We start from the raw sequence: 23,645 nt of genomic DNA, 5'->3' as shown, positions 1-23,645 counted from the left end.
CTGTTCTGCAGCGAACAACCACTGAGCCCGGAACCATCCCCGAGTAATGGCTCGTAGACTTTGTCTTGTTGATCGGGATAAGTGTGGACGACGATCAAATGGTTGTAAGGATCGACCTCGTGAATATAGTCCGCCATCGCTCGCAATTGCTTCGTGCTCTGGGTGTTCTCCTCGCCGAGATTCCAGTTCAGTGCGAGGTTATGTCCGAAGCGAGCTACCAATTCACGACAGTACAACTTCCGTTCGATCCCAAGCTCGCCGCCATCGAGTGACTCGGGCACTCGATTCTTCCCCTTGCCACGATTGTTGTCGTCGTTTTCCGTTTCCTGCATTTTGAAGTGCAGGTACATACCGCGATCGGTGGCATGCGCAAAAACGGTGCCCCACTGATCGAGTTTTGAACAATCGTAATGCAGTTTTTTGTCGCGTTCGATAAACGGCCACACGTTGTCGCCATCGCCGCCCGCGTTGTATGTCAGAAAGGAAAACGCATTGCATCCTTTGCCTGACAAGTAATTGACCGCACCGATTAATCCCTTTCCTTTGCCATCTTTCCAAGTCGGGTCCTCGGGTTGCCAATCCTGGATGTGAGGAGACCATGTCTTGAGCGGCACCTTTTTCTTGCGGGCTACAGTCCCGTCGAAGTCTCGGTAGGCAAGTAATGTTTCTGGTGCATCCGCCCCGGCTTTTAGAAAGTAATCACCCGAGCCGGCAAACTTCAGATAGCGTTCGCCGACGTACTGCAACCGCCCGCGATCGCGTGGATTTGTTGACGCTCCTGGGGGTGGTTTGATCTCGAATCGCCCGCTGAGCCCATCGTACGGAGCAACCGCCTCAGAGTTGGCATCTTGGTTTAATGCAGCTAGTTGGCCATGTCGAAATGTGACCGTATAAGACCAGTTCCCGGGCTTGTCGGGCGAAAGATGTGCCCGCCACCGATTGCCCGAACTCGCGGAGGTGTTTGCGGCGTTGCCGTCGGCGGCGAAGTATCCCGGCACCGTGTAAACGGGCGAGCCTGATTCGTGCTGAAAACGCACCTCGAACCGGTAGTCGGTGAACGGATTCGGACTCGTATCCGCTTCCCGTGCGAACGGTCCTTCCAAAGTCAAAGTGATGTTTCGCCACGGATAATGTTCGCCGGAGATGGAGACAGTTTCGTCAGCCTGCACAGGAGTGGGGAAGTACCATACAGTCGCAAGCCAGCAGACGATCCAACGATTCATAGATGAGCGCCTTCGTATTGCATGTGGATGAATAATCGTGATCCGCGCGCACTGACGAACGAGCAGCGTGTGGGACGCAGCTCGTTCGTTTGGTGTTTGAGTCTAAAAAGAAAAGCCAGCAGCGAGAAACTCAGTTATGGCTTTAGGGAGCGGCTGGCGGTGGCGGAGGTGGTGGCGTTTGACGGAAGTAAGCCGCCAACTGTGGCACCTGACTCGCCGGCTGCCACCCTGACATGCCCGCAGTCCACACATAGGTTTCCGGAGTGACTTGCCCGCCAGAAATTTGACCGCCAAGCTGCTGTTCACTCATCGGCGGCGATGTTTGGCCGTTGGTCGATATATGCCATTGCACTGCTTGGGGTGGTGGTGGCGGAACCGGGGCCCCGGCCGGAGCCGCCCCACCTTGGGCGAACTTGTTCGCCATCGCGAAACCCATCCCGAGTCCCATCCCTTCAGCCGCACCTCCGCCCGCTGGATTGTTGGCAGCGGCTTCGATCGCCGTGCCCATTTGGTACGCCTGATATTTCCCCATGTCGCCGATGACACCCATACTCGTACGAGTATCCAACGCCTTCTCGACCGCCTCGGGCAGCGAAATGTTGACGATGAACATATCCGGGAGGTCGAGACCGTATTCGTCGTCAACCCGCTCGACGGCGTACTCTCGTAACTCCTTGGCAATTTCGCGATAATTCGACGCCAGGTCCAAAGCGGCGATATTCTTCTCACCCAACATATCGGTGAAAGCTTCAACGATAATCGACCGCAACAACTCATTGACTTCGTTGCTATCGAATTCCGAGTCCGTACCGACCAACTCAGTCAGTAATGCCCGGGGGTCTTGGCATTTCAGCGAATACGTCCCAAAGGCCCGCAACCGGATCGGACCAAATTCCGGGTCGCGGAGCATGATCGGATTCGGGGTTCCCCATTTCAGCCCGGTGAGCTTCTTCGTGCTCACAAAGTAAACTTCGGAACGGAACGGGCTGTCGAAACCGTATTTCCACCCCTGCAAGGTCGAGAGCAGCGGAAGATTGTCGGTCTTGAGTGTGTAGTTGCCTGGTTCGAAGACGTCGGCCAATTCGCCGCGATGTACGAAAATCGCTACTTGGCCGGGACGGACGATCAACTGCGCCCCGTTTTTGATCTCATTTTGATAACGGGGAAACCGCCATACCAATGTTGAGTGGGAATCATCGAGCCACTCGATAATGTCAATGAGTTCATTACGTAACTTCTCGAATAGTCCCATCTCGGGCTCTCCTCATTGAAACAGGTCGGCTGAACCGATCGACCGCGACCAATTCTCAGGTTGCAAAGATTGTAACCCGGTTGCAGCGGAAAATCGACGAATGTGAATCGGGAATGTTCGACTGGCCAATTACAAAAAATTTCGACCAATGACGACGCGGATTGAGTACACAAACGGATTGCAAGGTGCTACAATTCCGCTCCATGGTCGTCAACGATAAATTCACCAAACGGATCTCCAAACTTTTTGGCGAACCTTGAATTGTGTGAATTGTCCGACACACCATGCCCAAGTGGCGGAATTGGCAGACGCGCTAGGTTCAGGACCTAGTGGGCTTAACGCCCGTGGAGGTTCGAGTCCTCTCTTGGGCACCTTACCCTGCAAGGACTTACGGCGAATTGCCGTGAGTCCTTTTTTCGTGGTGTGTTGAGTTTTACAACATTCTTACAGTGACCGGCAGCAGTACCGATGGTCACTTGGAATCCAGAAACTAAACGCCGAAGCGATTTCCGGCAAGATTGAGCACACACTCTTTCAACTCGCTCCTGGCAACCGAACAATCACCGGAAACATTGATCCCGGCGATTTCATCGTCAGTGGCCTCACCAGCCCTCGCCAGCAAAACTAACACCGCGATCGACCGGCTGACGAAAGACGACCTAGAAACGGCCCTGCGGAAGCGATCTTAATAGGTCAGCGCAACGTCCGTGACGATAGAGTGGCAATCGCAAAGGACATATCGCATCACCGCTTCCAGCGAGCGCTACCCGGAACATGTTGGGAACGTTTGATGCCTAGCGGCAAGAAACGCATCGTATTCGCGTTTCCTGGATGCGGACGACATTCACCGATAGGTCAAACCGAGCTTGAAGCGATCGAAGCTCTTCATCATCGGTTCTAGCGGGAGGCGATTGACGAATAACTCATGATGACGAGTGCAAAATATGGAACGATATTAAAGACGATGAGCGCTAGTTTGTAGTATCCCAAATAGAGGTACCACGCATTTCTGACTGACGCTTCTTCGAGGTTGAACATGGCGGAGTGAATCGCGATCCCCCGGTCTTTCAACAAGACAAATGCCATCAGAGAAAGCGCGAAGATGCCACAGTTGAGTACGGTACACCATCCCAGGAATTCCCGGATCAATTCGATGTCCATCGATCTACCGTTCTTTCTGCGGCTATATGCCTTCGAGAATTCGCGTGGATTCTGTTTGAGACAGTTGGTCGATGCCACGGTCGTGATGAATCAAACTACGGATCCGCGTTCGGTACCGTTCTGGCGTCATCAAAAACGTAAGATGATGGGGTTTGGATCATCGAATTTAGTGATATGTAGTACTAGTGACTTATGTGATTCCACAAGGCTTGAGTCGCGTATCAGCCAGAGTTGTCTTGGTATGCACCCGCGGAATAAGTGAGCTCATAGCTGTGAGAATAAATCTCGATCAAGTTCCCAAATGGATCTTCACAGTAAACCATCCGGTAGGGCTTCTCGCCGGGATAGTACTCTCGAACGGGCATTCGTTGCTTGCCACCGTTTTCAACGATCCGTTTGGCGAGACCTTCCACGTCTGGGTCTTGGACGCAAAAGTGAAACACCCCTGTTTTCCAGTATTCAAAGTTGTTCTCGGGTCGTTCTGCATTGTTAAACTCGAAGAGTTCGACACCGATTCTGTCGCCGGTGGCCAAGTGAGCAATCCGGAACCGCCCCCAGCCTTCACCAAACACATCGTTGCACATCACGCCAATGGCAGAATCATCGGAGACAACTTCTGTCGGAGGCATTATGACGTACCATCCCAATGTCTTGGTGTAGAAGTCGACTGCTTGATCCAAGTCCGTTACGGAAATGCCAATGTGGGAAAACGTACGGGGGTATGTCATGCGGGACTTTCCGAGAAGGGACAAGTTGTCTGGAAGGGCCTTGTTTCGGTGATGACGTATAGGTAGCAATGCTCTCCGTGCATGCGATGGTTCGGCTACGGTTTCTTACTCCGCCAGGTCTGTGGCACAACGTGCGTGACGTACCCAGAACTCATTAGCGGCACCTTCTGTCGATGGTTCAGTCTCGGGGTGCTGCCAACTGGCTTGACCATCAGCAAACCACATTTTCCCTTCCATTGGCACAGACACGCCCGTCGGCAACCGAGCATTCCATGAATCGCAATCAGAAATTGGGACGTACCTGTCAAATTCGTCAAAGTCGTGATCCCGACCGTCTACAATCCTTTGGTGAAAGTCCTCGCAAAATGATATGTAGGCAAGCAATTGATCCTGAAGCTCCCCTTGGCCAGGAATAATTCTCACATCGTACTCAGCGAACCATGTTCCTTGGTGTGGTATCACGCGATGGAGGTCAGCGACCAACAAGTCACCATACCAGAGTTGAAGTTCCAGCGGTGGTGGTTCTACCCAGCGGGCCATGCGATGTACATCTCTAGTGGTCGAACTCGTTTTCTCTCAATAATCTTACTTGAGAGTACCCGTGATGTTCATGACGGTCAATCTCTGGCTTGCCAAGGGGATGCGTCCAATTCGTGGTGCGAATTGACCGAGTCATTCTTGCGGGGCAGATTGGTCGAATGAAACTCCTCGAACATTATCGAGCAGCTTGTGGAGTCCGCCGCTTAGCGGAACGAATCCTTCAGACTTACAGCCGTTGGGTCGAAGAGTTTCTGCGGTATCATCACGAGCGCCGGGTCACGGGACCCATCCAAAGTGATAAGTGAGAAGAACGTTGAGGCGTTTCGCACGCTTTTTTGTATGGGTGAGCCGTGATTCGATTGGACGAGGACACGGGCCGCATTCGCTGGTACGCCCATCTCAGCGTCATCGATCGCACTATCAAGCAGACCTCTAAGGTCGCCCGGACGAACAAACGCGTCACTTGCCATACGCCGTGGCACTCTTTCACCACGCATCTGCTCAACGGATATGACATCCGGACTGTACAGAAACTTCGCGGCCTCTAGAACGACGATGGCTCCCGGGTCAGTAGGCTGCAAATGAATACCATCTCGGCAGCCTGTAAGCGATCACGTAGGCACCAGACGACCAACGAAGTGCCATTTCAATCTTCCAACGTTCGACCTCGCGGGACCTGAGTGGTCCGTTGTGCACAGTGCTCGAATGATGGTTCTTCAGGAAATTTTCCTGCTCCAAGAAAAAATCTGAAAGTTTTCGGTTAGGGGTCGGGCAGGACCGCATAGAGGAAGTTGAGCACTTGATGTCTGCAATGGAAGGCATGTCCGCGATTGGGGTCTGGACCAATGGACCAGCTGCCTGCCAGCCTCGGCAGCAACCCGTCGGACGCTGAAACACCGCTTAAAAGGCAGACTCCGACGGGTCAGAGTCTCGCCATCGTCTAACTTCCACCTTCCTGCGAGCCAAACCATGACAAAGTCCAAAACGCGCCGACGCAAGACCGTCTCCCGCCGAGCATTGCAACGCGACATCGCGGCCGTCGTCGAGACGCTGGAAACTCGTGTGATGCTCGCGGCCGACATTTCGTTCATGAACGTGGATGGAGTCATTGAAGTCAGCACATCACCGGATGATGGCGGCAACACGGAGATCGTCACGCTTCAGGGCGATACCGCTGCCGATACGGCACTACTGCAAGAATTCTTTGCAAGCGGGACCGGCGAAGCGGATGTGGTTGCTTTTGACGGCGAGATTCGAGTTCGAGATCGTGGGCTGTCTGGACGGTTTCAACTGGCGGAAACGCCCGTTGATGGGGGGTGGCGAGTTTCGATCGTGGCCAGCAATGTGGATGTGCAACTCGGCGACGAGACCGGCATCCGCTTGATCGATGCTGATGGAGTCTTCGTCCTCGATACAACCGGCATCGCAGGCCGCATCGTGGCCAATGACTCAACCGACGACATGGAAGTGTTCGGTCTGCCGGGTTTGGGTTTGTCGTCTCCCTTCACAGAAGGTTTGGCGTATGAAATTAACACCACCGATCGAGCAATCCAGACGCAAGTGGCCACTCTTCCTGGGGGGGGCAATCTGAACTTGGATGCCGATGGCCCTGGCAGTCTCATTCTCGATCGAATTCACGGACCGGCTCAGTTTTCCATCGTGGGAGCCGACGCTTCGGTGGCCGACATTGAGGGACTGTTTACGGTCACTCAAGTTGACTCATCGCTATTGTCCCTCGATGCCACGGACATCGGGGTCACGGTCTACGCGGGAACTCAGCGGATCGCGAAACTTGATGCGGGTAATGGCACGTTCGATCTCGGTTACGACCCCCTTGAAGACACGACAGACTTTCGATTGGTGGGGGAAAGCTTGGAATTGAATGGCTTCTCACTGCTTCCCGACGAGAACGGAGACAATCCGCCTGCCAGCGATGGAGGGGATGGGTCGGAGGTCGATGTGCGGGTCGGTTCGCTCGATGTCCGCAAGGCCAAGGTGACGGCTCCCGTACTGCGATTGTCGGAAGATGATTTTCAGTTTCAGGTGACCATCGAAGCCGATAGCTTTCAACTGGCCAAGGCGGGCGAGGCCGATCCCGCCAATCCGGGAACGGACGTTCCAGACGCCTTCAGTCTGTCGGCCAGCGACATCACCGGCGGGCTGACCTTGAGCGGAGTCGTCGAGGAGACCATTGTCACCGCTGCGTCGGCTCCCGTGTTTTCATTCGAGGCCGGTCAGGCAACGTTTTCCGTCGGCGAATTGATCACCGCCGAGATCGTCGGGTTGGAAGTCTCGTACGATCCGCAACAGGGAGAAGATCAGCAGATCGTCGCGCTCGATGAATTAACGCTGGAAGCTCCCGCGTTGGGACTCCGTGCGCAATTCCTGCCGGACGAGAATGAGCCGGCTTTGGTGGTCTACGGTGATGGTTTCGAGTTTGGTCGCGGACGGTTCGGTTTAGGGAATGACGAGACGGTGACGATCGGTCCGTTGGTCACCGTAACCGCCCCGTATGTGCAGTGGAACGACTTCAGCTATCGAAAGCCGACAGGGTATTCCTTGGGTGGCGTCTCACTCGGGGCGGCATTGATCGAAATCGCCCCAGAAAGTCCGCCGCAAAGAGGGACGATCGACCTCAACGACCCGGATTCCATCTCCGACCCCGCGTGGACGGTATCCGGTTCAAACATCTCCGGAACGGTTTCGATTTCCGAGGATGGGCAATCCATTGAAGATGTGAGTTTCGCGGCTGCCACGATCAACGCGGATTTGGGATTTCTGAAATTCGAGGCCACCGATGTGGCCATCACTCCGACAGCAACCGGAGACGAAAACCTGATTCGCGTCGGCGGAACCGTCACCGCAACCGTGAGTGCCGGGCCGTTCACTCTGACGGGCAGCGCATCGAAGTTTTCCGTGCAGGGCGACGGTGACTTTGTAGCCGACGAGAACTTTCAAGTCTCGCTGGATACAAGCGGGTTGGTTCCCAACGATGTCAATTGGCCGTCATTCTTGCCGATCCAAATTGACAAGATTGGTGCCCGCTGGGCGGACTTTAACACCGCGCCAGAGCGATTTGAAATCCTGGTTTCGGCCTCGATCAACAACAAATTCGCCTCCCTGCCGAACCTGAACGTGAGCGGCTCAGTCACCGACCTGCGGATTGATCCCGCGAAGCTCGCGGACGGAGAGAACCCGCTGATCGATGTCGGTAGCGTCACCGCCAGCATTGAAGGCCAACTGTTCGGGAACGGTCTCTCGGCCACATTGACCGCCGGTTTTTTGAAGTTGGATGAAGACGGACAACGCCTTCCGGATGGCTCGTTGGAATTTGAAGAGAGCATCTTTTATGGCGGAATTGAAGGCTCGTTCAAGCTTGCCGGGGATATCGGCACGACGATTCGCTTGGGCTTTAGCGAGCGTGGTTTTCTGTCTGGGTACCTCTCGTCCGAAACTCCGCAGGGGATTTTGTTGGACCCTGCCAGCGGGTTGAGCATTAAGAACTTCCGAGGCGGAATCTCCTTCAATGCCACACCGTTAGAGAAACCGGCCACGCCGGAGGGACTGACCAACCCGATTTTTCAGCCGACCACACGACTCACACCCGAGCAATGGCAGGACCAACTCAAACAACAGGTTGCCAATCAGGTGTCAACGAACGGTGGGGTGATCTTCGACTTCACTCGTAGCGATGCCGGTGGTGCGATGCAATCGATCATCGCGCGACTCAACGACGGGACGTTCCCGCAACGCGATGCGAATCGTAATCCCAGTGCTCTCGAAAGCAAGTTCCAGGAATTGGGCTACCTCATCAGCACACGGACCCGGCTGCCTGATGTCACCGTCTTGGAACAGGGTCAACGCTGGAAAGTGCAACTTGGGGATGCCCTCTATGTCCTGGAAAAAGCTGGCAGCGGCAGTGGTGAGCGACTTCGTGTTTCGCGTCCGACGTTGACATTGCCCACCGATCTGAAATCGGAATTGAACAATGGCCGCGTGACGAATGTTGTAGTTTCTGCCTTCGCGGCCGCTAACATTGCACTCCCGGACACGGCGATCGTGACCGAAAAAACCGCCGCTGCTGGTGGTGGCATTTCGTGGGAGATCTCCGCGGGCGACGTCGTGTTTCGCGTCACGGAAGAATCTGACGATAACGGCGATGGCAACGGGTTTCTGGCAGTCAGTGGAGGCGGCGGGGCGTTCGAGGATGCGGAAAAAGTCATCCGCATCGAAGCCGGCGGAACTTTTTACAGCCAACACGTTCCAGAGGAGACGTTGAGCATTGATGCGGAAGTCATCATCACAACGGATGGCAAATTCGTGGTCGTGGGGGTCGGGAACTTCGGCGGCAACGATCAGCAAAGCGTTTTGGAGATTGACGCGAAACTATTCGGCGACCTCAGTTCGTTGGACGAGACCAATCCGAACGATCCGTTGAGTCTGACTTTCCTCGGCGATTTGCGACCCGGTACTGCCAGTGGTGCCGACACTGAGCCGGGGCTGTCGAGCTCCAATTCCAGCGGTCTCGATGCTCCGCTGCGACTCGAAGGAGAGCTAACGCTCGCGTTTCTGGATGCCAACGGCAGTCTGATCAACCCCACGGATCAACCCGACGCCATCGAGACGGTTCAATTGCGTGTGGTCGGTCGTGGGACGCTGAAGGCCAGTGGCGTCGCCTCGGTCATCTTCGGGGGTGATGCCCAGACCAGCGGCGGAGCGGGGGGCTTTGCCGAACTCGAACTCAACTACACGGACAACGACGACGTCCAGCGTGTGCAACTGGATGTGTCCGGCAGTCTTTCCATCGCGGGGCTAATTCAAGCCGACGACCTTGTTTCCGGTGCCGGGCAATTGACGTTCGAGAACCGAGCCGGTGAGTCGCTGGACATTTGGGGCGCGGTGGAAGTCGATTTCGACAGCGAATCAGGCGGGAACTTGTCGTTTCTGAAGGAAGCGGGCCTGTCCGCGGATGCGAATCTGTTGCTCGGCTTGAATCTCAGCGACAAAGACCAAGTCATCGAACTCAACCTTCCTGGACGCGAGCCGGAACTCATCGAACTCGATCCCCTGACGTATGTCTTCGAAGCCCAAGGATCATTGTCGCTCGAACCCGATCTCGGACCGATCACTGCCGGTTTTGTGTTCGATGGTGCGTACTCGCTCCTGGTGAGTCTGGATCAGAACGACCCCGATGATCTGTTCGACGATTTCTTCAACGTCGAATTCTTCTTGGCGGGAGGAATGAGTCTCTATCTCGGTGTCGGTGGAACCACTCTTTCTGATTTGGAAGCCGACGTTCTGGGAGTCATCGTAGTTCGCAAAGTGGGCCTACAAACGACTCCAGAGTTAGCCGCTCGGTTCGACCTCGCGGTGGGGGCTCAGTTCCCGGGAGTGGACCTTGAGTTGGAGAAAGCTCAATTCCAGATCAACACCACCGGCGAAGATGTGATCTATGAGATTTCGGACCGATTTACCGATCGGATTGCTGCTCTCCAACAGCGACGCGGTGAAACTTGGGATAACGACTCCAACTTCTTGAATCCGGTAGAACAACCGGACGGATCTTTTGAGATCACAATCGGCGGCGCTCCGACGTCCAGCGATGGCGAACTGCTTGCTGCCGGACCTTATGCCCAAGCAGAAATCAGTGGTTATGTTGACGTTCTCGACGCCTTCCGCGTGGACGGGGACTTCCGTTTGAACGTCGGTGAAAACGGGCTGGGTTTGGAAGCCTCAGGCACGCTGACCCTCGAACTGCCCGGTGCCGGTGACATTCTTAACCTTGATGTCGGTGGCACGCTGGTGGTGACGCGGAACGGGCTGTATGGAACCCTAGAAGTGGACCGAGAAGTCGACCTGAACATTGCCGGACTTGAACTCGGTGCAGACGTCGGTGGTTTACTAGAAGTTAATACGACCGGCATTGATGTTGATCACGAAAATTGGTCGATCGCCGCTCGTTCGGCTGGCTTCCTACTTGATGGCAAAGTAACGATCGCGGGATTCGAGTTGGACGGCCTTTACACTCTCACGGTCAACTCGCAGCAATTGCAAATGCTATTCGATGCGAACTTGGCAGTCGCCGGTTTTTCCGCTGTTAACGTGCGGGGAACGGCTCAGATCATCTATTCAGGAGCTAACCCAGGCTTAATTCTCAATACGGCACTTCGAATCGATGGCCAGAACGGGATTATCCCATTTGGATCGGGCGACCTTTTCCAGCTCAGGGGTGATCTCTTCCTGAATGTCGACACCACTCGCGGTTTTGGTCAAATCGCGATTCGGGACCTGAATTTGACCGTGCTCAATGTGATCGACCTCCGAGGCGAAGCGGCGATTACGGCAGGGTTCGATCCGAATTCCGGAGCCTTTATGCGGCTCGCCGGGAACTTCGAGGGCGATCTGCTTAACATCCTTCAAGTCAATGCTAGCGGTTTCTTCGACACCCGGGGTGCGTTCGATATCGACTTCCGCGGCGGGTTCGTGCTGGGCAGCAATTCGTGGGGCATTCGTGGTGACGTTCAAGTGGGCATCAGTTACCTGCCGACGATCGCGGATGACTATAACTCCCCATATCAATTGGGTGTCGCAGGGTCGGCATCCGGTCGGGTCCGCGCGTTCGGACGCACAATTGCCGGTGTCGGTCTGGCCCTCGATTTCAACTCTTTGACAGGGCGGTTGCAGCTCGCCGGCTCGGTTCGAGTCCTGCTGGTTCGCCGGTCCGTCCGCTTTAGCATCGGATACCTGCCAGTCAATGTCGTCGCCACACCCCGTTTGGACCTTGCGACTCTCGATGCGTCGAATGGCAACCTCGTCCTGAACGTCGGGGATAGAGCCGGGATACGGGAACTTCCTCTCCCTCAGCCGCGAGTGCCGATTCAAGATGAAGATTATGCCATCGAGGTACTTCGTCGCAACGCGAATGGTAGTTTCGACGTCCGCGTCAATGGCATGGGAGAAAGTCAAGTTTTCACGGGCGTCCGGAGTGTCACGGGCGACTTCGGTGCGGGGAATGATTACTTCCAGGTCATCCACAGGGAAGGCAGCGCCAATGATCTGATACTCCCTGTTACCGTCAGCGGTGGTATTGGAGACGATCAGTTGCTCAGTGAGTCGCCGGGCGGCGTCGTTTTCTATGGGGATGACGGTTCCGACGTGCTGATCGGTGGATCGGGTGATGATCTGCTCGATGGCGGTGCGGAAGACGACTTCATCGTCGGCAACGCCGGACGTGACACCATCACTGGAGGGACGGGGACTGATGAGATCGTCTGGAATCAAGGAGACGGCCGGGAAATTTCGATCGCGGGCGGTGCCGACTCCGACCATTTGATTCTCATCGGCGGTAATAACTCCGAAACCCTTCGGCTGTTCAAACAGAACAATGAGCTGGTATTGACCGATGGTCCATCAACGGAGTTGGTCTCCGCCGGGGGATTCGAGACAGTCAGCCTGTTCGCCGAGGAGGGAGGCGACCGCATCGAAGTCGAAGATTTGTCCGGCATCGGGTTGGAAACGTTGGCCCTCGATTTGGGCAAGGGTGGGCGAGATGCGGTTCACATTCTAGGAACCAATCAAGCCGACACCATCACCGTGGCGAACCTTCACAACCCCGACGATCCGATCACCATCACCGGCTTCGGGCCAACCATCGAAGTGAACGCGGTCTCTGACCGATCGGATCAGTTGGTTCTCGATGGACGCGGCGGCGACGACACATTGCGGATTCTTCCCGGCAGCACGGCTAAGTCCAGTCGCATGACGGTTTCTTTACAGGGCGGCGATGGAAATGACACGTTGATATCGACTTATGCGACAGGAACGATCGACGGTGGAGCGGGGCACGACACGATCACTGTGCAAGACCCACAGTTTGCCCACCTGACCGTCAGCCCGGATAAGATCGTCGCGAACCGCGAGGAACTGCCAAACGAAGTGATGCGTTACCTCAACGCCGAAACACTGAACGTCACGCCGGGCGACGGCGGCGGGGTCGTCGATGTGGTGGGGACTTCGGTCACGACAACGGTTTCCGGAGCGAACACGACCGTCAACGTTCAACACGTCGATCAAGACACCTTGTTGAACATTCGGAATGTTCAGTCGGCCACGCTAGGTCAGCAGGGTTCACTCCGGCGAATCTTCGGGGCGGTCGATGTTCGCGGCGCGGGAACGGTTTTGACGCTCGACCTGAATGCCGAAACCGATTCGATGAATCTCGAAGTGACCAACGACACGGTTACGGGTCTCGATTCCTTCATGCCCGCCGCCAATTTGCTCCGCTTCGGACCAGATGTCGAACTATCGTTGGAACTGGGGAGCGGAAACGACCAAGTGACGGTGGACGATCTGACCCGTCGGCTCAACGTCAACGGCGGACTGGGCAACGACATCGCGACGGTCACGCTCAGGGATGCGCCATTGGACGGGAGCGCGATGCTCTCCACCGATGCGGTCGAGTCGGTCATTTTCCACCACACTCCCACGGTGGCCACCGGAACCGAATGGCAGATCGTTGGCAATTCCTTGCGGCAGGCGGATGAGACGATCGTCCAGACAGCGGCCGCGCAGCTTACGATCTACAATCTCAGTGATGGAGACGACACACTTTCCATTCTCGGCGGCTTTGACCACCTGACGGAAGTGAACGCCGGTGGCGGGTCCGACACGATCCATGTGGCCGACCCCAAAGCCTTAGTCGGCAGCGATGCCTCGCAACTGGCATTGATGACGGCCCCGCTGATCCTTCACGGCGGACAGGGAACCGACAACATCATTCTCAACGACCAACAAAATCTACGGACCGACGTTCACGCAGGGATCGGGACGCTCGATCTGGTTCGTGGAGAAGTCCGTGGTTTTGCGATTCCGTCCGATGGAGGGATCAACTTCGACGAATTTGAGTCGTTTGTGCTGAATACCGGTATTGGCAACTACGACATCACATTGATTGATTCCAACATCTCGGCCACGCTCAATTTTGGCTCCGGGGCCGATACCTTGACGATCAACGACCATCAAGCCCCGCTGACCGTCAACTTGGGGGACGGAGATGATACCGCGATTCTCCAAGGTTCCCGGGCGGACTTGACGCTAGACGGCGGCGACGGCGGCGATGAATTCCGTCTCGACTTTTCGACACTGACCACATCCGCTCACGGAGAACTCGTCGACAGTGAAGTGAACGGAGTCCGCGTTGCTGGCTTCGCGAATCTCGGCAGTGCCGGGATCTCTGCCAATGCTTTCGAACAAGTCGACGTCACACTAACGCCATTCAATGACTCGTTGACAGTCGATTTCGCCACCGCCGACATTCAACGGGTCAGTCTGAACGGAACCGGCGGAGACGATCGTTTCCTCGTGCAAAACGTCGGCAGTCCCACGGTCGTCAATGCCGGCAGTGGACAGGACATCGTCACTGTTGCCATCTCCGGTGATCCACTCGACGCGAACGACCTGTCAAATCGGCTCACCTTCGATCTCGGTTTGGAAGCACTGACCGTCGACAACTCTGATTTCACTGGCGATGTTGATTGGCAGACGGCACAAGGTGCGTTATCTGTTGGGAATAATCAGACCGAGCAACGGTTGCTGGATATCGGGGGAATTTCTGAAACCCGGATCATCGCCGGTAGCGGTGAAAACCGACTGACCATCAACGAAACGGCGGATCGCTCCACCAATGTTTCGATTACAGAGAACATGTTGCAAGTTACATCGGGTGAGCAAATTCTCGGCCATGCCGACTTCGAACAACCGGTGTTCACAACGCCCATCCAGGGTTTGAACGGTGTAACCGACACGGCGACCATCGACGAGCACCTGTTGGCCGTCTCCCCCTCGCAGAACAATCTGCTCATCTTCCCCATTCGAGGGGGGCTGCCACAGCGTTTGATCGACGGCATCGACGACGTGCCTGCCGGAATTCTTCAGGGAGCGCTTCGGGTCGAACCTTATCATGGGAACACCGCCATCGTCGTAACGCCTACCAAGGTGTCCCGATTTGTGATCGATGCTTCCACCAATCGCTGGCGATTTGACGGTGTTCTCGTTGATGCGGCGAACGACATCGGTCTCAGTTTCGGGACGGGCATCAATGATGTCGCCGTTCGCGATCAGGATTTGTACCTGTTAGGTGCGGACCGTTCGAGTCTGGGGATCTGGCGACCGGGCACCGGCTTTGTACTGACCGACTTGCACGAAACGCCAGGATTGGTCGATCTGACCGTCGACCCATCCACGGGAAATGCTCATGTCGTTCGCGACCAGGCGATTCACGTTGTCCGCCCAGACGGAAGTGTGGTGACGCGAGATGCCGCCGAAGACTTCCAATTCGGCGATGCACTCGAACAAGTAGAGACCAATGCCGACGGAACGCGGCTTTACATCCTCTCCACGGAAGTTGTTAACGGCCTCGATGTGAAGGTCGTCAACGTTTATGCCCGTGAGGTCAATGCACAAGGAGTTGTCAGCAAACATCTCCAGCGGTTCGAAGTGCCGGAAACCAGCGTGCATCTGTTCGTCAGCCGGAATGATTTTCTCTATCTGACTCAGCGATCCCCAAGCTTCACATTGGAATCGATCGTTCGCTATCAATTAGACGAGGACGGCCAACTTTCGGACGTGAATAACCCTCAGACATTCTCGCTTCCGGCAGCCTTTCAGAATTCTATTCCTTCGAATTTTCACCTGTATGGTGGAGCCGCATCACGGAATGAAAATCCGAATCTGGTCTACCTGCGGCTTGGCGGTGATTCCTTCACAATATCGGATGATAGTGCAGCTCAAACAGGGACCGAATCCAACAACGGTTACGGCGGACTGTATAGCACGTTCTTCACAACGCGAACCGTTCAATTACCCGGTTCCGGCGTGGACGTTGATATCCCGTTTCGATTCTTTCAAACGCAAGTCATCATCGGTTCCGGTGTGGGCGGCACCGATCAAGAGCACTTTTCGACCGGTCACCAAGGTCACTTCGTTGATGCAACGATCTCCGTTGCCCTCAGTCGTGACGGCAGCGAATACCATTTAACTGTCATTGGCATCACTGGTGAGGATCTCAACACGACGAACCAGGTGCTGACCTATCAGTTCACCATTCCCGCGTCGAAAGTCTATAACGCTGTGCCCGTCCCTGTTCTGGAACAGACGGGAATTCAAGCGATTCCTGCGGGGATCACCGCGGCAAGCCATGCCCAGTTAGACGACCTTTCCACACTGGTTGTCGCCTTCGGATCGAGTGTGGACATCTACGATGTGCGTCCTGCGTTGCAGTTTCCCGTTTACCGAGGCCGAATAAATTTAGGCTACGATGTACTCGATTTAGGAAATGCTCAAGGATTGACGTACGCGTTGCTCGAAGACGGGAATGGAAATCGGAAGGTCAGTGAACTTTCCCTGAGTAACGGCATCGGTTTCTTCTCCACTTTCTTCACCGATGCATTGGAAATCGATCATTCACAGGTCTCGAACAGCTCCGGCACAACGGGCGGAGACCGCATCCAAGGCGATTCTCAAGGCAATCTATTGCTGAGTGGGAATGACGACTCAACCGGAACTTTCACCGGCTTTGTCTCGTCGTATGTCCGGCGGGATGTCAACCAGTTCAACTACACCGGGACACTTCGCGACGGCGACGAAATTCCCGGACAGATCGCCGGGTTGCAAAGCATCACCGTCTCAGCGGACGGCAAACATGTTTACGCTGTCGATCCCCAGACCGATACGCTAGTGATTCTCGGTTGGGACTCTGATACCGAAACGCTCATCGGCGAGCCAACCGTCCTGCGTGATCAAGTCGGCGGACAGAATCATCTCGGCGGTATCGCACGAATTGCTCTACACCCGAACGACCAAGAACTGTTCGTAGTCAGTGATCGCGATCGCAAAATCGTCAAGTATTTTCGCAACCCGAACACCGGCCAGTTGCAACAAAATGCAGTCATCGACATGAGCAGTCTCGCCGCTGGAGAGACGGCCCAGGATCTCCAAATCGACGCTGATGGCAGTGTGTTCCTGGTAACGAATCGCGGGATTCATCGCGTCGGGTCAACCGGCATTACCGCCTCGGTCGCACTGACGGATCTAACGGATCTGCAATTGATCGGCGATGGCCGTCTGTTTGTGACCCAGAGCGCGAGTGGTCGTCTGTGGCTCTTGGATCAGAACTTAGCCGTTCAGAAGCAGATCGATGGTCTCGACGGTGCAACGGCGGTTTGGCATGATGCCCAATTCACGATCGTCACTGGCGGCAGCAGCGATTCGCTGTTCATGCTCGATTCGACCATTCTCCTCGACGCCGCGAACTCGACAAACCCGCTGGTGCAGACGATTGTCGAGGGGCAAGCCGGGGTGCGGGGAATCGCCGGAGCCTCAGCGGTTGCCCGATCCACAAGCGGCGACTTCGTGTTCGTCATGGGACAAGCCGATCACACGCTGGCAGCCTTCCGTGTGGAAGAGAGCGGCAATCTGCAGTTTGCTCAGTTTGTCCGCAATGGTTTCAGTGCAACGCTCGGATTGTTCGATGCCAATTCGATCGTTATCCACCCAACCAGCAATGCTCTGCTCGTCGGTTCGAGCAGTGGTTTTGGCTTCGGTCGCGGCGGTCTCTCGGTGTTTGCCATCGATGAGCAAACCGTGGAACCCACGCAGTACAACGTTAAACTCGAATCGGAAACAACGGGCGGTTCCTGGACGCACGCAACCGTCAACACCGGTTCCCGCGCGGATCGGGTTTCTATCCGCGAAGAGTTTCTCGGCGGATTGTCCATCAATACCGCCGGCGGAACAGACTTTGTGGACCTCGCAAGTTCGGGCAGCACGACGACAATCGATACCGGTTCCGGTTCGGATCTCGTGGAACTTCGAGCGGGCAGCGTCAATGCTGTCGTGAGTGTTGAAACTCGCGATGGCAATGACGCCGTCAACATTCGCCGCACAGGAACCGATTCGATGACGACGATCGAAACTGGCACGGGAGCCGATTATGTGACCGCTCAAGGGGCCGAGTTAGCCGGACCTGTGACGCTTCGAGGCGGCGATCAGAACGACACGCTCACGTTCTTCGCGGCAGAGAACTCCAGCACTGGCAATTCCGTGACTCCCAATGGCGACATTCAGGTCATCGGCAACGGGCAACTCAGCTATTTCAGCATTGAAACCCTCAGCATCTTTGCACCACCGTTGATCAGCATCACGCAACCAACCGGCTCTTTCGTCGAAGGCCAACCGCTACTCCTCGATGCTAGCAACTCGAATCTCTTCGGAAACTCCGGCACGTTTGAGTGGGACCTCAATAATGACGGTGTTTTTGGCGATGTCACCGGAGCAATTGCTAGCGTGCCGTGGTCAGAGTTGGTGGCCTTAGGAATTGACGATGACGGCGAGTACCCGCTTTCGTTGCGAGTAACGACCGTCGCACCCGACGGACAGACACTCGTCTCGGAACAGTCCCGCACGTTTCAGGTCGCGAACGCCGCCCCGACGCTGAATCTGAACATTCCCAGTACGGGGGACGTGGGCACAGATTACGAGGTGACACTTGCCGCCTCCGATCCCGGCAACGATGTTATCCAGGAATGGAAAATCGAATGGGGCGATGGCACCTCGACGGTTTATCCCGGCGATACCTCGGTCGTGAAGCATCAGTATCAGACGACCGGAACCTACACCGTCACAGTGACCGCGACGGATGAAGACACGTCAGTGGTTTCATCGCACATCGTGACGATTGATCCGGTCGCCCCGCAAGTCGATCCGTTTACGATCGCGGAAGGAGAGAATCTCAGTCTAGAAGCCCGTGTCAAGGGCACGCCGACGGATGTTGTGTGGTTCGTCGATTCCGATGGGGATGGCGACTATACCGACGAAACAGCGTTGACGCAAAATCTCCCAACACCAGTCATCACTTGGCAGCAATTGCAAGTCCTGGGGTTGAACGATGACGAACTGTCTCCGATCTCGCTGATTGCCGTTGTTCACTATCAAGATTTTCATGGAGACCAGTACCGGACGGCGAGCGTTCCGACGACATTGACGATCACGAACACCGCACCATCCGCTGTTGTGGTGATCGAAGGGGACGATCTACGATCCGAAGGCGATTTGATAACCGTGCAAGTCACGGCGACCGACCCGTCCGCCGTCGACCAGGGCGCAGAATTCACCTACTACTATGACTTCGACGACGATGGAAACTACGACTCCTTTGGCAGCACGGATTCGGCTTCCTTCGTTGCCAGGAAAGCGGGAACCCAGCGAATCCGCGTGACGGTCGTCGACAAGGACGGCGGGCAGGCCGATTTCTATGCATCGGTGGGCATCGACGAAGTTGCTCCCATGATCCATGTGCAAGGCGAGATATCCGCATCGGAAGGAGAGCTATACACTCTGCAACTTCGGGCAACGGATCCGGGTGATGACCTCATCACAAGTTGGACGGTGAACTGGGGTGACGGGGACACCGAAACTGTTCCCGCCAATGCCAACGGTTCGGCTGATCTCACTCACCGATACGCCGATGATGGCTCTTACGACATTCAAGTGACCGTCGTCGACAACGATGGCGTCTACCAGAATGTCCACAATGTGACGGTGATCGACGTCGCTCCAGAAGTGGCCATCGAACGTGCCGAAACAAGTGATGTGTTTGAAGGTGAGGCAATCGGACTGCTGTTGGGCAGCGTTGATCCGGGGGACGACCGCATCGTCCAATGGGAAATCAATTGGGGTGACGGGACCACGGAAATCCTGCTCGGCGACCAACTGGACCCAACGCACGTCTACCAAACTGCAGGGACTTATACAGTCACGCTGGATCGGATTGTGACCGATGAACGAACGATCGAGGCACCGTCCGCGTCGTTGCAACTCGAAGTCCGCGATGTCGCACCGGTGATCTTGACCGATCTGCTGATCGTGCCCTCTCTAGGAACGGAAGCTGCTGAGGTGTCGCTTTCCGCTGTTGCAGCGGGACCGCTTGGGGCAGTTGATACGTTGACCTTTGTATGGAACATTTCCGGTCCCGATGGATACTCCCTGGAACTTCCACAAGTAGTTACACCGGATCAAGCCGTCCTGGTCCAAGGCGTAACCGGAACGTCGGAAGATGCGGACGCGGCCACGGAGCAAGAGTCACGCTACCACTCAGTTGCATCCTTTGTCCCACCGGACGATGGGGATTACACAATCACATTGCAAGTAATCGATGACGATGGCAACGTGGTGGAAGACGAGCGTCAGTTAGCGATCTCGAACGTCGCTCCGGTCATCGATTCGGTCACACTACCGTCCGATGCGTTGGAAGGCACGCCAACAACATTGGAGATTGCCACCTCCGATGTCGCGGGAGACGCCGACCCGTTGACGATCACCTGGACCTTGACCAACCGTGTGACCGGAGATGTCACCACGTTGTCGGGCGAGACCGTCGGTTTCACACCGGATGGCGGACGATACGATGTCACAATCACGGTCGTGGACGGTGACGGTGGTATAGCGACCGTCGCTGCGGTGTTTGACGTACAATCGTTGGCCCCCCGTTTCCTTGCCAACGGATTCACGATTCCCACCGGGTTAAACGAAGGGGAAACGGCCAACTTGTCAGCGGTTGCCGAGGATGTGGTCGGCGATTCCAGTGCTCTGATTTATGTTTGGAGCATCACGAATCCTGAGGGCGGCACGACGGTCGTTCCAGGGCGGAGCGTGTCATTCCCCTTCGGCGACGACGGAATTTACACGGCGAAGGTGACCGTCACCAACCCACAAGGAGACTCGACGACCTCCTCATCCTTCCCGATCGATGTGGCCAACGTCGCACCGTTGATCGAAACGGTCACCGTTCCTGGTAGCGGTCAGGAAGGCGTTGGGCTGGCATTCTCGGCTTCGGCCAGCGACTACATCGGTGATCGACTAACTTATCAATGGACCATCACTGCCTCGACATTGCCTGAGCCGATTGTCTTGAACGGCCGTATTCCCACGTTGACACCAGCGGACGACGGCACGTATCACGTCTCGTTGACCGTCACCGATGACGACAACAGTTCGACCACCGTGAATGCCGGAACGATTGACGTTGCCAATGTGGCTCCAACTGCTGTGCTGCAGTTACCGACGGAAACGCCGGTGGAAGGTGGCGTTGTGACTCTTTCGGTCAACGCCTCCGATGTTCCTGACGACATCGCCGATTTGGCCTACCAGTGGTCCGTGTTAACTCCAGGCGAAACCGATTCTGCTAACGCAATCCAACTGACGGGTTCCACCGTGCAGTTGCCGACTCCGCATAGTGGGCTTTATCAAATTACTGTCACCGTTGACGACGGCGACGGTGGGCAGTGGACGCAGACGACGAGTTTGCCGGTCTCCAATGTCGCCCCAGTGATTCAGTCGGCCATCGTGCCGACACAGGGCTTTGTCGGATTCGGCGTGGATCTTTCGGCGGAGGCGACTGACGCCGGTCACGATGAGTTGACCGTAACGTGGCAGATCATCGATCCCGAGCAAAATGTCAGCACGCTGACGGGGATCAATCCTGTGTTTGTTCCGTCCGTGGCGGGTGATCATCTGGTGTCGCTGCTGGTTTCGGATTCTGAAGGCGGCGAGGTGCAAAGTGGCTCGTTAACATTGTCGGTGGCCGCGACGCCGATTTCCATCAATTCGGTTGTTGTCCCGACCGTAGCCCCGGAAGGTCGCACGTTGGATTTGCGTGCAACTGCGTTGGATCGACTTGATGGCTCGGCGGTGGAATTTGATTGGACAATCACCGACGAGAACGGCGGGACGGTCAATCTTTCCGGGGCCGAAGTGCTGTTTTTGCCTGCTGATGACGGGGTCTACGGCGTGACGATCACCGCAGGCAACGGCAACGGATCGACCACCGTTACTCGCACAATCCAAGTTGACAATGTCGCTCCGCGACTAGTGACGCTCGACATCCCCGGTAGTGTTCTATCGCATCGATTGGCGGTACTCTCCGCACTCGCGTCGGATCCGAACGATGCGTTGACCTACCATTGGACGATTACTTCGCCCGCCGGCACGGTCACCGAGCTGACCGGGTCTGAAGTGGAGTTCCAACCCGAACAGGTTGGCTTTCACGCCGTCGAATTGACGATCGACGATGGTGACGGCGGCGTGGTTCAGGTCACCGAATTGTTGGCGGTGACCAATTCGCCTCCGGTTGCCGATGCGGGACTGGACTCGTACGAGGTTCTGGAGGGCGGGGCGGTCGTGCTGGACGCTTCGATGTCCACCGACGCCGACCAAGCCTCCGAAACTTTGATCTATGAGTGGGACTTCGATAACGATGGCATTTACGGCGAACTGGGCACTCAGTTCGGCGATGAAGTGGGCATACGACCGATCTTCCTCGCTGACCATGACGGTGATGCCGTGTTGCCGGTCGCGTTGCGAGTGACCGATCAGGCGGGGGCACAGGATGTTAGCACGACGTCGATCCACGTGCAGAATGCCCCGCCGGTCATCGAAACGCTGATTTCGTCCCGCGATTCTCTCGACAATGTTTCCACGAACGGGCGGGTTTCCATTAGTGGCCAAGTGACCGATCCCGGCACGATCGATACGCATGTCGTGCGGGTCGATTGGGGGGATGGTTCCCCTGTGCAAACCATTGCGGTCGATCCGCTGACTCGCACTTTCGCTTCATACCACGATTACAACCAAGGCGGCGTTTATGCCATCACAGTGACCGCCATCGACAAGGATGGGGCAGCATCGGAACCGCGTACTGTCAACGGTTTCGTCCAGGGCATCGGCCTAAATAATGGGACGTTGTTTATCGTCGGCACGAAAGAGCGGGACAAGATCGATGTGAAAGAAAAGACCGTCCGCGATCACGGAGTGAAGTTCCAAGAGTTGCGAATCAAAGGAAAACTCGATCGCGACAAATTCGATATCCGCGTCCCCGCGAATCAAGTGGAGCGGATTGTCATCCTCACGCTTGATGGCAACGACGATGTCAAAGTCGATGTCGATTCCTTGATTCCTGTGTTCATTCATGGAGGGCAGGGGGATGACGATATCAGAACCAAGGACGGAATTGCGTTGATCGCGGGTGGTGAAGGCGACGACAAAATCGACACTGGTGACGGAGTGTCGTTCGTTCTTGGAGGCAACGGGGATGACAAGATTCGGACCGGAGATGGAATCTCGATCGTCGTTGGAGGCCGGGGTGACGATGACATCGACACCGGCGATGGATGGAGCCTGATCTTCGGAAATGCCGGTGATGACAAAATCGACACTGGTGACGGTCGGGCCATTGTGTTCGCGGGCGACGGGGATGACAAAGTCCGCACGCGGAACGGGAATGACCGCGTTTACGGTGGCAACGGGGACGACGACATCTCCACCGGCAAAGGCAACGATGTCGTCTTCCCGGGATCGGGACGAGACAAGGTCAAAACCGGTTCCGGGAACGATGTGGTCCTGCCAGACCATTGTGGCGATGGCGAGCAGTACCTCGCATTGCTAGATCAAAACTTTGCGGAATTGTTTCCTAGGTGGTGGGACTAATGGTCGTGATGGAGAAAGGATCAAAGTAGCGAACTGGAGAAACGGAGACTGAGGGGAAAGTCGAGGCCGATCGAAGATGGTGCGAAGCGAGTTCCTTTCATCGGTTGGGTCTCGGCCTTTCATGAATCGGGTTTGTGGGTGTTTCAGAATGGGATGGGCTGCCCGGTTTCGTAACCGAGATGCATCTTGTGTCATCGTCGACGG

General features: G+C 55.9%; 6 protein-coding genes and 1 tRNA gene. 2 read left to right on the top strand and 5 right to left on the bottom strand.

Annotated features, from left to right (window positions below; genetic code table 11):
* Together AC5DDB_RS20955 and AC5DDB_RS20950 are read right to left on the bottom strand one after the other, a co-directional pair.
* Nucleotides 1–1,223 (bottom strand): DUF5060 domain-containing protein (locus AC5DDB_RS20955; RefSeq protein ID WP_491741715.1); only part of this gene is annotated, 1,223 nt, incomplete at its 3' end.
* A 142-nt stretch (nucleotides 1,224–1,365) separates the two neighbouring features.
* Complete coding sequence (locus tag AC5DDB_RS20950; RefSeq protein WP_491741714.1) at nucleotides 1,366–2,475, bottom strand: SPFH domain-containing protein; 1,110 nt, start codon at nucleotides 2,473–2,475, stop codon at nucleotides 1,366–1,368.
* A gap of 286 nt (nucleotides 2,476–2,761) precedes the next feature.
* Between AC5DDB_RS20950 and AC5DDB_RS20945 the strand changes: the two genes are divergently transcribed.
* Nucleotides 2,762–2,846 (top strand) — tRNA-Leu (locus AC5DDB_RS20945).
* A 526-nt stretch (nucleotides 2,847–3,372) separates the two neighbouring features.
* On the opposite strand, the gene AC5DDB_RS20940 is transcribed toward AC5DDB_RS20945, so the two are convergent.
* The 3 genes from AC5DDB_RS20940 to AC5DDB_RS20930 all read right to left on the bottom strand — a co-directional run bounded on the left by AC5DDB_RS20940 (nucleotide 3,373) and on the right by AC5DDB_RS20930 (nucleotide 4,904).
* Nucleotides 3,373–3,636, bottom strand: a complete 264-nt coding sequence (locus AC5DDB_RS20940; RefSeq protein WP_491741713.1) for a DUF6868 family protein — start codon at nucleotides 3,634–3,636, stop codon at nucleotides 3,373–3,375.
* Nucleotides 3,637–3,857: 221 nt separating this feature from the next.
* Entirely contained in the window at nucleotides 3,858–4,364 is a 507-nt protein-coding gene (locus AC5DDB_RS20935; RefSeq protein ID WP_491741712.1) for a lactoylglutathione lyase family protein, read from the bottom strand.
* A gap of 105 nt (nucleotides 4,365–4,469) precedes the next feature.
* The gene (locus AC5DDB_RS20930; RefSeq protein ID WP_491741711.1) at nucleotides 4,470–4,904 is read right to left on the bottom strand and encodes a hypothetical protein; all 435 of its coding nucleotides are present in this window, start codon (nucleotides 4,902–4,904) and stop codon (nucleotides 4,470–4,472) included.
* Nucleotides 4,905–5,873: 969 nt separating this feature from the next.
* On the opposite strand from AC5DDB_RS20930, the gene AC5DDB_RS20925 reads away from it, so the two are divergent.
* A complete protein-coding gene (locus AC5DDB_RS20925) occupies nucleotides 5,874–23,441 on the top strand; it encodes a PKD domain-containing protein (RefSeq protein WP_491741710.1) in 17,568 nt (5,855 codons plus the stop codon).
* Nucleotides 23,442–23,645: the final 204 nt, after the last annotated feature.

The sequence above is a fragment of the Thalassoroseus sp. genome (assembly GCF_984380535.1).
This window is presented reverse-complemented; position numbering and strand designations above follow the sequence as displayed.